This is a genomic window from Nocardia macrotermitis, assembly GCF_009604405.1.
In the GTDB taxonomy this organism is placed as follows: domain Bacteria; phylum Actinomycetota; class Actinomycetes; order Mycobacteriales; family Mycobacteriaceae; genus Nocardia; species Nocardia macrotermitis.
On record NZ_WEGK01000003.1, the window covers coordinates 88,372 to 99,829 of the forward strand.

The 11,458-nt window shown below is 69.3% G+C and carries 9 protein-coding genes; 5 read left to right on the forward strand and 4 right to left on the reverse strand.

What is annotated here, in order from left to right; genetic code table 11:
* Positions 1–117: 117 nt before the first annotated feature.
* Both NRB20_RS07595 and NRB20_RS07600 read right to left on the reverse strand, forming a co-directional pair.
* Positions 118–1,242 carry an acyl-CoA dehydrogenase family protein gene (locus tag NRB20_RS07595; RefSeq protein ID WP_153408984.1) on the reverse strand — a complete coding sequence of 375 codons (1,125 nt, stop codon included), beginning with the start codon at positions 1,240–1,242 and terminating at the stop codon, positions 118–120.
* A 15-nt stretch (positions 1,243–1,257) separates the two neighbouring features.
* Positions 1,258–2,487 carry an acyl-CoA dehydrogenase family protein gene (locus tag NRB20_RS07600; RefSeq protein WP_319944599.1) on the reverse strand — a complete coding sequence of 410 codons (1,230 nt, stop codon included), beginning with the start codon at positions 2,485–2,487 and terminating at the stop codon, positions 1,258–1,260.
* Between the two features lie 165 nt (positions 2,488–2,652).
* On the opposite strand from NRB20_RS07600, the gene NRB20_RS07605 reads away from it, so the two are divergent.
* On the forward strand, positions 2,653–3,087 hold the full coding sequence (locus NRB20_RS07605; protein ID WP_153408987.1) for a DUF1707 SHOCT-like domain-containing protein: 435 nt from the start codon (positions 2,653–2,655) through the stop codon (positions 3,085–3,087).
* A 61-nt stretch (positions 3,088–3,148) separates the two neighbouring features.
* The gene (gene smc / locus NRB20_RS07610; protein ID WP_319944600.1) at positions 3,149–6,754 is read left to right on the forward strand and encodes a chromosome segregation protein SMC; all 3,606 of its coding nucleotides are present in this window, start codon (positions 3,149–3,151) and stop codon (positions 6,752–6,754) included.
* Between the two features lie 149 nt (positions 6,755–6,903).
* Here smc and NRB20_RS07615 read toward each other — a convergent pair whose 3' ends face one another.
* Positions 6,904–7,800, reverse strand: coding sequence for an NmrA family NAD(P)-binding protein (locus NRB20_RS07615; RefSeq protein WP_153408989.1), 897 nt, complete (start codon positions 7,798–7,800; stop codon positions 6,904–6,906).
* 110 nt (positions 7,801–7,910) lie between these two features.
* On the opposite strand from NRB20_RS07615, the gene NRB20_RS07620 reads away from it, so the two are divergent.
* Together NRB20_RS07620 and NRB20_RS39505 are read left to right on the forward strand one after the other, a co-directional pair.
* Positions 7,911–8,684: a TetR/AcrR family transcriptional regulator gene (locus NRB20_RS07620; protein WP_153408991.1), complete on the forward strand. Its 774-nt coding sequence runs from the start codon at positions 7,911–7,913 to the stop codon at positions 8,682–8,684.
* A 260-nt stretch (positions 8,685–8,944) separates the two neighbouring features.
* A complete protein-coding gene (locus tag NRB20_RS39505; protein WP_406603799.1) occupies positions 8,945–9,031 on the forward strand; it encodes a hypothetical protein in 87 nt (28 codons plus the stop codon).
* 99 nt (positions 9,032–9,130) lie between these two features.
* Here NRB20_RS39505 and NRB20_RS07630 read toward each other — a convergent pair whose 3' ends face one another.
* Positions 9,131–9,520 carry a DUF2237 family protein gene (locus NRB20_RS07630; protein WP_040826261.1) on the reverse strand — a complete coding sequence of 130 codons (390 nt, stop codon included), beginning with the start codon at positions 9,518–9,520 and terminating at the stop codon, positions 9,131–9,133.
* 203 nt (positions 9,521–9,723) lie between these two features.
* On the opposite strand from NRB20_RS07630, the gene ftsY reads away from it, so the two are divergent.
* On the forward strand, positions 9,724–11,304 hold the full coding sequence (gene ftsY, locus NRB20_RS07635; protein ID WP_319944601.1) for a signal recognition particle-docking protein FtsY: 1,581 nt from the start codon (positions 9,724–9,726) through the stop codon (positions 11,302–11,304).
* Positions 11,305–11,458: the final 154 nt, after the last annotated feature.

Below are 11,458 nucleotides of genomic sequence, written 5' to 3' on the forward strand. Positions count from 1 at the left end.
CGGAATCCGAATCCGTTCGTCGCGCGCCGGGCGCGCTCACACGCCGAACGCCGAATCCGGCGGGCGGGCCGGATTCGGCGTCGACAGCCCCCGCCCTGAGCCTGGGCGGGGCCGGTATCAGGGGCGGGTCAGCGCGGCGTACCGCGCGATGTGCTGATCGGTGGTGCCCCACTCGAACTGAATCGCGGTGAGCCGCTTGAAGAAATGACCCACGGCCAGTTCCTCGGTCATGCCCATGGCGCCGTGCAGCTGCACCGCGGACTGGCCGACGAAGCGGGCCGCGCGGCCGATGGTGGCCTTGGCCGCCGCGGCGGCGCGGGCGCGTTCGGCCGGTGCCGCACCGAGCTTGAGTGTCACCAGATACGTTGCGGCGATGGCCTGTTCGACCTCGAAGTGCATATCCACCATGCGGTGCTGCAACGCCTGGAAGCTGCCGATCGGCACCCCGAACTGACGACGCTGCTTGGCGTATTCGACGGTGTCGGCCAGCACCCGGCGCATCGCGCCGACCGCCTCGGCGCAGACGGCCGCGATGGCCTCGTCGGCGGCCGCGGCGAGCGAATCATCCGCCGCCCCTTCCGATCCCAGCAGGGCGTCGGCCGGGACGCGCACGCCGTCCAGGACGATGTCGGCCGCGCGGCGCTCGTCGATGGTGCGGTAGGAGTGCAGCGTGAGCCCGGCGGTACCGGCGGGCACCAGGAACAGCGACACCCCGTCCGAATCGGGGGTGCGCGCGGTCACCAGCAGATGCGTGGCCAGGGGAGCGCTGGTGACGACGGTCTTCGTGCCGTCCAGCACCCACTCGTCGCCGTCGCGGCGGGCAGTGGTGGAGACCTTGGTCAGGTTGTAGCCCGAATCGGCCTCCAGCGCGGCCAGCGCGGTGATCACGTCACCGGACACGATGCCGCTCGACAACTCTGCCGCGCGTGCCCCGCCCGCCCGTTGCAGCAGGCCCGCGCCCACCACGACCGTGTCGACGTAGGGTTCCACGACCAGCGCCCCGCCGAACGCCTCGGCGATGATCAGCGTCTCGACCGGTCCGCCGTCGAAACCGCCGACCGATTCGGGCAGTGCCGCGCCGAGAATGCCGACCTCGTTGGCGAATGCCTGCCAGATCTCCGGCTGCCAGCCGATCCCGACGCGCGCCGCGGCCCGGCTCTTCTCCAATTCGTAACGCGCCGCCAGGAATTCGGTGACGGTATCGCGCAGCAGTTGCTGCTCTGCGGTGTATTCGAAGTCCATGTCAGATTCCGTCCGTCACAGGCCCAGGCCGGCCTTGGCGATGATGTTGCGCTGAATTTCGTTGCTACCGGCGTAGATCGAACCGGCGCGGTCGTTGAAGTAGCGCAGCGGTGCGGCCGCCTGCCATTCCTCGCCGCTGAGGTAGCCGTCGGCGGGCGGGACGAAATCGGCCACCGGACCGCCGGGCATCGCGGCGTGCGGCTGGTAGGCGCGCCCGCGCGGACCGGCCGCCTCGAGGATGAGTTCGGTGAGCTGCTGGCTCAGTTCGGTGCCCAGCACCTTGAGGGTCGAGGCGGCCGGGCCCGGATCCTTACCGCGCGAAATCGCGGACATGGTGCGGTATTCCAGGATTTCCAGCACATCGGCGCGGATCCGGATGTCGGCCAGCTTCGCCGCGAACGCCGGATCGTCCAGCAGCGCACCGCCGTTCGGGCCGGACTGCGAAACCGCATGGGCGGCAAGGGATTCGGACATAACCTGCAGGGCCGGGCCCATCGCGCCGCCGCGTTCGAAGTTGAGCAGGTACTTGGCCACGGTCCAGCCGTCGTCGATGCGGCCCAGCACGTTGGCCTTGGGGACCCGCACCGCGTCGAAGAACACCTGGTTCTGCACCTGCTCGCCGGAGGTCATGACCAACGGGCGGATCTCGATGCCGGGGGTGTTCATATCGATCAGCACGAACGTGATGCCCTGCTGTTTGCGCTCCAGCTTCGAGGTGCGCACCAGCGCGAAGATCCAGTTCGCCTCGGTGGCGTGGGTGGTCCAGATCTTGCTGCCGGTGATGACCAGATCGTCACCGTCGGAGACCGCGGCCATGTTCAGCGAGGCCAGATCCGAACCGGCCTCGGGCTCGGAGTAGCCCTGGCAGAAGAACACCTCGCCGGTCAGGATGCCGGGCAGGAAGAAATTCTTCTGCTCCTCGGTACCGAAGGCGACGATGGCGTGCGAGACCATCCGGATGCCCATGGGGGACAGCAGCGGCGCACCGGCGAGGGTGGATTCGCGCTCGAAGATGTAGTGCTGGGTCAGACTCCACGGGCACCCGCCGTGCTCCACCGGCCAGGCCGGTGCGGCCCAGCCGCGGGCGTGCAGGATGTGCTGCCACTGCATGCTGGCCTCGTGGTCCGGGTAGACGCTCGTGGCGAGACGTCCGGCGCGGCGGATTTCGGGGGTCAGATGCTCGTCGAGGAAGGCTCGTACCTCGTCTCGGAACGCCAGATCGGCGGGTGACCAGTCCAGATCCACGAAGAACTCCTTGTTCGATAAGTGGAGCTCTACCTTCTCATTTGTTGCCCACCTAACGCAAATGGTCGTTAACTTAGCGAATTCTGTTGACATTCCACTGTGGAGGTAGGATTCTGGTAGCAACATTCCACTTTGGAACGTGGGATTTCGCCGAGAGGGAAGCTCATGGACATCACGTCCGGAACCCGCGCAGACGACGTCGAGCGGCAGCAGATCGCCGATCTGCTGGCCCGGCACCTGGGCGCGGGACGTATCGATCTGACCGAATACGACCAGCGGGTCGCGCGGGTGTGGAACTGCGCGACCCGGGACGATCTGCAACTGGTGCTGGCGGATCTGCCGAAGCTCGTGGCCGAGCGGCCCGCGAACGCCGTGCACCAGGGTCCGCGCATTCCCCTCTGGCAACGCATCGAGGGCGCGGCCTGGCTGGGCGTGAGCGTGCTGTGCGTGGTGATCTGGGCGCTGATCAGCCTCGGAATGGGACAGTTCACCTACCCGTGGCCGATGTGGGTGATCGGGCCGTGGGGTGCGGTGCTGGCGTTCCGGGCGCTGACCGGGTGGGAGGCGCGCGGCTGCCGGGGACGCGGCCTCGCGCGTTGAGTGGGTCGGGTGCGCGGCACGTCACGCTGCGTTCGCGCGGTAGCAGGTAGATTGGCCTGCTGTGCACCTGAAGAGCCTGACGCTGAAGGGTTTCAAATCCTTCGCGTCCGCGACGACACTTCGCCTCGAACCGGGGATCACCTGTGTGGTCGGCCCCAACGGCTCGGGCAAGTCGAATGTGGTCGACGCGCTCACCTGGGTGATGGGTGAGCAGGGCGCCAAGGCGTTGCGCGGCGGCAAGATGCAGGACGTCATCTTCGCCGGAACCGCCGGGCGCGCGCCGCTGGGTCGCGCCGAGGTCACGCTCACCATCGACAATTCCGACGGCGCGCTGCCGATCGACTACTCCGAGGTGTCCATCACCCGGCGGATGTTCCGGGACGGGGCGGGGGAGTACGAGATCAACGGCAGCTCGTGCCGGTTGATGGATGTGCAGGAACTGCTCAGTGACTCGGGTATCGGCCGGGAGATGCACGTCATCGTGGGGCAGGGGCAGCTCGCGGCGATCCTGGAATCGCGTCCCGAGGATCGGCGGGCCTTCATCGAGGAGGCCGCCGGTGTGCTCAAACATCGCAAGCGCAAGGAGAAGGCGGTCCGCAAGCTGGAGGCCATGCAGTCCAATCTGGCCCGGTTGACCGACCTGACCACCGAACTGCGCCGTCAGCTCAAACCGTTGGGCCGCCAGGCCGAGGTGGCGCGTCGGGCGGCGACCGTGCAGGCGGATCTGCGGGACGCGCGGCTGCGGCTGGCCGCCGACGATCTGGTCGCCCGCCGCCGGGAACTGGAATCCCAGCAGAGCAAACAGGCATACGCGCGCGAACAGCAGATCAACGTGCAGGCCGAGCTCGATGCCGCGAATGCCGCACTGGCACAACAGGAATTCGAACTCTCCCGGCTGACTCCAGGGGCCGAGGCCGCGGCGCAGACCTGGTTCCAGCTCTCGGCGCTGGTCGAACGCGTCAACGCGACCATCCGCATCGCGCACGACCGCGCCCGCAACCTGACCATCGACCAGCCGACCGGTAGCGGGCGCGATCCCGAACAGCTCGAGGCCGAGGCGGATCGGGTGGAGGCGCAGGAGGCCGAACTGCTCGAGGCGGTCGAGATGGCCACCGAGACGCTCGAGGCCGCCCGGGATCAGCTGCACGAGCGCGAGCAGGCCGCCAAGGCCGCCGAACAGGCGCATCTGGCCGCGGTGCGGGCCATCGCCGATCGGCGGGAGGGGTTGGCGCGGCTGTCCGGTCAGGTGGATGCGTTGCGGTTGCGGGCGCAGTCGGCCGAGACCGAGATCGCCCGGCTGGCAACCTCTCTGACCGAGGCGCGGGCCCGGGGTGCGTCGGCCGAGGACGAATTCGAGCGTGTGCAGAGCGAATTGGGGGAGCTCGACGCGGGCGAGGAAGGGCTGGACGCCGCGTACGAGCATGCCGCCGCCGCGTTGGCGCAGGCCGACGAGCGCGTCACCGAACTGCGGGAACGGGATCGGGAGGCGAGTAAGAAGGTCGCCTCACTCGGTGCGCGGATCGAGGCGCTGACCATGGGGCTGGCCCGCCGCGACGGCGCCGCGTGGCTGGTCGAGCACCGGGCCGACGGACTGCTCGGGCCGCTGTCGGGAATTCTCCAGGTGCACAACGGTTTCGAGGCCGCCGTGGCCGCCGCGCTGGGGCCGCTGGCCGATGCGGTCACCGCCGACTCCGGTGGTACCGCGCACGCGGCGTTGCGGGCGTTGAAGGAGGCCGACGGCGGGCGGGCCGCGGTGGTGTACGGCGGTGCGGCAGTGGCGGATTCGGCGCTCTCGGGTCTGCCCGCCGGGGCGCGGCGGCTGCTCGACGTGGTGGACTGCCCGGACAGCATCCGGGGTGCGGTCGTCGCGCTGACCGCGGGGACCGTGGTGGTGGACGATATCGCCGCCGCGACCGAATTGCTTTCCGCGCGACCGGAATTGCGCGTGGTCACCCGGGACGGCGATCTGACCGGGGCGGGCTGGCTGCTCGGCGGTTCGGATCGCGCGCCCAGTCAGCTCGAGATCCAGGCCGACATCGATTCCGCCGCAGCCGAACTCGCGTCCTGGCAGCGGCGGGCCGAGGAGCTCGAGGCGGCGCTGTCGGGCGCGCTGGCCGAGCAGACCGATCGCAAGGAAGCGGTCGATCAGGCGTTGCTGGCGTTGCACGAATCCGATCAGGCGCTGGTCGCGATCTACGACCGGCTGGGACGGCTGGGTGAATCGGCCCGCGGCGCCCAGCGCGAATGCGAACGCCTGCTGACCCAGCGTGACGACGCCGAAACCGCGCGTGACGAGAATTCCGAGAAGCTCGCCGAACTCGAGGACCGGCTGCGCCGGGTGGAATCCGAACAGTCCCTGGACGCGGACTCCGACGCCGGAACCGAGACCGCCGGACTGCATCGCGAGGAGGCCGCGGCCGCCCTCGCCGAGGCCCGCGCGATGGAAGTGGAGGCGCGACTGGCCGTGCGCACCGCCGAGGAACGCGCGGAATCGGTTCGGGGCAAAGCGGATTCGCTGCGCCGGTCCGCGCGAGCCGAACGCGAGACCCGGGCGCGCGCCGAACGTGCCCAGGCTGCGCGCCGACAGGCCGCCGCGGTCGCGTCGGTGGTCGCCGAATCCGCGGAACGTGTTGCCGCCGAACTGGAATCGGTCGTCGCCGAAGCCTCCGCGCGCCGCGACGAACTCGTGCGCCGCCGCACCGAATGCGCCGGACAGGTCGACCAGATCAAGGAACGTTCCCGCGCCCTGGCCACCCAGCTGACCCAGCTCACCGACGCCGTGCACCGCGACGAGGTCGCCCGCGCCGAGGCCGCCCTGCGCATCGAACAACTCGAGGCGAATATCGGCGAACAGTTCGGCATGGCCCTGGACGCGCTGATCGCCGAGTACGGCCCCGATGTGCCCACCCCGCCCTCGGCATTGGAATGGCAGGAGTACGAGCAGGCCCGCGACCGCGGCGACGCGGTCAGCGAACCGCAGCCGATGCCGTACGACCGGGCCACCCAGCAGCGTCGCCTCAAACGCGCCGAGAAGGACCTCACCACCCTGGGCAAGGTGAATCCCCTTGCGCTGGAAGAGTTCGCGGCGCTCGAGGAGCGCTACAACTTCCTGTCCACCCAGCTCGACGACGTCACCAAGGCCCGCCAGGACCTGCTCGACGTCGTCGCCGAGGTGGACGCGCGCATCCTGCAGGTCTTCACCGAGGCGTGGGAGGACGTGGAACAGGAATTCGTCGGCGTCTTCGCCAAACTGTTCCCCGGCGGTGAGGGCCGGTTGCTGCTCACCGACCCCACCGACATGCTCACCACCGGAATCGAGGTCGAGGCCCGCCCGCCCGGCAAGAAGGTCAAACGCCTCTCCCTGCTGTCCGGCGGCGAGAAATCCCTCACCGCGGTGGCCCTGCTGGTCGCCATCTTCCGCGCCCGCCCCTCCCCGTTCTACGTCATGGACGAGGTCGAGGCCGCCCTGGACGACACCAACCTCCGCCGCCTCATCGGCCTGTTCGAACAGCTCCGCGAAAAATCCCAGCTGATCGTCATCACCCACCAGAAACCCACCATGGAGATCGCCGACGCCCTCTACGGCGTCAGCATGCGCGGCGACGGCATCACGCAGGTGATTTCGCAGCGGTTGCGTGGGGAGAATCTGGTCGGTGCCAACGGCTGATTGCGGTGCTTCTTACGGTGTGAGCATGCGTGGTTACGGTGTCACGCAGGTGATTTCGCAGCGGTTGCGCGGGGAGAACCTGGTTGGGGCGGGCTGAATCAGCTTCCGCGCGAGCCGTTCCGGAGATTTCCAGTGCGCGGCTCGAGGGCTCAGTCGGCGAGTAGTGATTTCAGCCGGGCCGCACCGGTTTCCGCGAGCCAGTCGTCGAAAGTGCGTAGGCCGGGGTGGATTTCGCGGAGGGCGGGGATGTCCGCGCGCCAGGTGTCGCCTGCGCGGGCGCGTTGCCAGGCGTTGGCGACCTGGGGGCCGCGCGTGGCGGCCTCCGATTCGGGAATCTCCTCGTAGCGCACGGGAATTCCGGTGACCTCGGTGATCGTCGCGGCAGCCGCGCGCATGGTGCGCTGATCGCCTGCCAGTTCCAGGGTGCGGCCGTGCAGGCGATCCGGATCGGCGAAGGCGATGGCCGCCACGGCGGCGATATCGTCTACCGCGATCATCTGCACCGGCAGGTCCGCGGGGAAGAGGTGGCGGTGCACGCCGTCGCGGACGCCGTCCATCGGAAAGCCCTGGGCCAGATAGTTTTCCATGAATCGGACCGGCCGCAGCAGTGTGTAGCGCATACCGCTGGCCGCGACGGCCGCCTCGATCCGGCGTTTTCCGTTGATGCCCCAGCGCGTGTCCTGGGCGAAGGAGGCGACGCCGGTGAACACGAACTGCTGCACACCCGCCGCGCGGGAGGCCGCGACGAGCGTCTCACCGCGCGTCGCCTCGGTCTCGACATCCCAGCCGTCGGGCCCGAACGCGGCCGGGGGCACGCCGAAGACCGCGCGCACATCGACGACCGCGGCGGCGATGGTGTCCGGTGCGTCGAAATCCCCGATCGCGAGTTCGGCGCCGCGCTCGGCCAGCGCCCGTGCCGCCGGGGCCTGCGGATCGCGCACCAGGGCACGCACCGGGATGCCGTCGGCGAGCAGTCTGCGCGCGGTCGCGCCGCCCTGTGTGCCCGTCGCTCCCGTGACGAGGATCCGATCGTGCTGTGTGGACATGGTCACCTGCCTGTCGTTTCGATAGAATCCGGGTTGAGTAACCCGTATTTCGGACGATACGGGTGCCGCGACTCGGTTCGCCAGGTCCGTGAGAGGGGCGTCGTAACGAAATGACCGTCGTACCGCAGAGTTCCGGGCCCGCGGCGCGGGTCGACGCCCGGCGCAACCGGGCCCTGGTGCTGGCCGCCGCGCAACGCGCCTTCGCCGAGCACGGCACCTCGGTGTCGCTCGCCGAGATCGCCCGTCGCGCCGGTGTCGGCGCGGGCACCGTCTACCGGCACTTCCCGACCAAGACCGACCTGCTCGAGGCGGTGATGCAGCAGCGTATCGAGCGGACGACCGCGCGGGCGCGGACCTGTCTGAACGCACCCGACGTCGGCGAGGCGTTCTTCGCCTTCTGTACCGAGATCGTGCTGACCTCCCCGCGCAGCAAGGCCGTCTGCGATCTGATCACCACCGACGACGGCTGGCCCCGCACCCTCATGCGCGGCGCGGGAGACCGCTTCCACCAGGCCCTGCACGATCTGCTCACCGCGGCACAACGATGCGGTGCGGCCCGCCCCGACATCACCGTCGCCGACGTCTCGGCGATGTTCACCGGATGTGTTGCGATACAGCGTGTTTCGAGCTCGGACCGGGAACTCGCCAAGGCCGCCCGCATCGCCCTGGACGCACTACGCGCCCCGGCGACACCCGGCGTAACGAAACTCCCCGACAGCCCACCGATTCATAACGAAACGCGTAACGAAAACCAGAAACCGAACTGTCCGGTCTGCGACGCGCCGCTGCACCCCACCGGCACCGGCCGCCCCGCCCGCTACTGCTCGGCCGCCTGCCGCCAGAAGGCCCACCGCCGCCGCCACGACCTCACCCGCCCGCACTGAAGCCGATGTCGGCCGGAAGAGCTGTTACTTCTCGGTCTGCTCGAGCAGCGCCTTCGCCACATTATCCGGATGCGTGAGAATCGTTTCGTGGGTACCCGGCACGAGACACGAACGCGATCCCACGCAGCCGGCCACCCAGCAGCGGCACCGCGGGGGCGATCGGGATACCGCCCCGGCTGTGGCCGACCAGCACGACATCGGTCGGATCCCGGCGCTCGATCTCGGCGACCTGCCAGGCGATCCATGACGCCGCACGCGAGTTGTTCAGCACCGGAGGCTATTTCGCGACCATGGTGGAGGAGATCGCCGCCGCCGCGTGCGTTGCCCCGGCGCGTATTTCACGCTGACCGACGACAACGGCTGGAGCCTGGACAGGGCCGAGCAATGGCTGCGCGCATCGCTCGGCAGTGCGTTGCTCGGCTGATCAAGGGCTGCTTACAAGGGATCTACAGCAGATCGCTCACATCGTCCGGAACGTCCACGGCGTACTTGCGCAACGTGTCCATCGGGACGACCTCGAGCGCGTTCTCGTGGGTGGCGGCCAGGATCACCGGAGCCGCGACGCCGTCCTCGTGCGCGTGCAGCCAGCGCACCGCGACCACGCACCAGCGGTCGCCCGGTTGCAGTCCCGGGAAGTTGTTCTCCGGACGCGGGGTGCTCAGATCGTTGCCGATCGACTTCTGGTGCTCCAGGAACTCCGCGGTAACGACGGTGCACACGGTATGGCTGCCCAGGTCCTCCGGGCCGGTGCTGCAGCAGCCGTCCCGATAGAAGCCGGTGAGAGGATCGGTGCCGCACTCCTCCAGCGGTCCCCCAAGCACATTTCGATCGGTCACATCGCCGATCCTATTGTCTCTGTGTCGGATTCGCCTCTGCTTCTCCGCCATGTGACCGAGACGGGCAGACCGGTCGGTAGGGGACGTGCGCATGTGTGGCAAATCCGGCGTGTCGTCCCCGGGGTCGGCGCGGGGTGTGCTAGCGGCGGGCGGTGGGGCGCGGCCCTGCCGGTTCGCCGCCGACGTTCTGTAAGGATGGGGGCGTGACTGCGCAAGCTTGGATTCTGATCGCCGTGATCGCTGCCGTTCTGGTGGTGGCGCTCGTCGTCGCTGGATTCGTCCGGTACAAGCGCGGCCGGGTGACGCTGACCCCCGCCACGCCGGACAAGGAGGTGACCGACCGTTCCGGTGGGTACACCGCGTCCGGCGGGTTCAGTTTCAGTCAGGGCGGTGCGGGCACCGGCACACTGGCGCCGCCCGAGCCGGAACCGGTGCCGCTCGAGCGCACCGATGACGAGGGGCAACCGCATATCGGCGACGATGCGGCGATTCCCCGGGATTCGCTACGTCGCGGGATCACCGATGTGCGGCTGCCCGAGGGCGATGCCGAAGCACCGGGGACGGCCGACGCTGAGACCGCGACCGCTGAGACCGCGACCGCCGAGGCAGTGACCGCCGAGGCAGTGACCGCCGAGGCAGTGACCGCCGCAGCCGGAACCGTCGAGGCCGAAGCGCCAGAGGTCGAAGCGCGACCCACGACAGTCGAGCCCGCGAAGGCCGAGGAAGATTCCGGAACCTCGCCGGCCGAAGCCCCGGTCGAGACGGCCCCGGCGGTCGAGCCCGAAGCCGAACCGGCTCCGGTCGTGGAGCCGACCCCCGCCCCTGTCGAAACCCCTGCTCCCGCACCACAACTCGAGGAGATCGATCCCACCGCGGGCCGCCTGACCAGGCTGCGCGGCCGACTCGCCCGCTCGCAGAACGCCGTCGGCAAGAGCCTGCTGGGCCTGCTCGGCGGCGGCGACCTGGACGAGGACTCCTGGGAGGAGATCGAGGACACCCTGGTCATGGCCGACCTCGGTACGGCCGTCACCTCGACCATCGTCGAACGCCTGCGCAGCGAACTGGCCAGCCGCAGCGTCCGCACCGCCGACGAGGCCCGCGCCGCCCTACGCGCGGTCCTGGTCGAGGCATTACGCCCCGAACTGGACCGTTCGATCCGGGCCCTGCCGCACGACGATCACCCGTCGATCCTGCTGGTCGTCGGCGTCAACGGCACCGGGAAGACCACCACCACCGGCAAGCTCGCGCGCGTCCTGGTCGCGGACGGCCGCCGGGTGCTGCTGGGCGCGGCCGACACCTTCCGCGCCGCGGCCGCCGATCAGTTGCAGACCTGGGGTGAGCGCGTCGGCGCGCACACCGTGCGCGGGCGCGAGGGCGCGGATCCGGCCTCGGTCGCCTTCGACGCGGTCAGCACCGGTATCGATGAGGGCGTGGACGTCGTCCTGGTCGACACCGCCGGCCGCCTGCACACCAAGACCGGTCTGATGGACGAGCTGGGCAAGGTCAAGCGCGTGGTGGAGAAGAAGGCCGCCGTCGACGAGGTGCTGCTCGTGCTGGATTCCACCGTCGGCCAGAACGGCCTGACCCAGGCCCGCGTCTTCGCCGATGTGGTCGATATCACCGGCGTGGTGCTGACCAAACTCGACGGCACCGCCAAGGGCGGCATCGTCTTCCAGGTCCAACACGAACTCGGCGTCCCGGTCAAACTCGTCGGTCTCGGCGAGGGCGCGGACGATCTCGCCCCCTTCGAACCCGGCGCCTTCGTGGACGCCCTGCTGGGCTGAGAGTGGCATTCGGTAGGTTAGCCGGGGGTGTTCACCGACCGTTCGGACCGATTTCGGGCTCTGTATCGGAGAGTGATCTTCACTTGCCCGGGGGCGTATTGGCCGCGTAGTGCCTGAACTGCGCATTCGTAGATCAATTCCGTAGCGCGACACG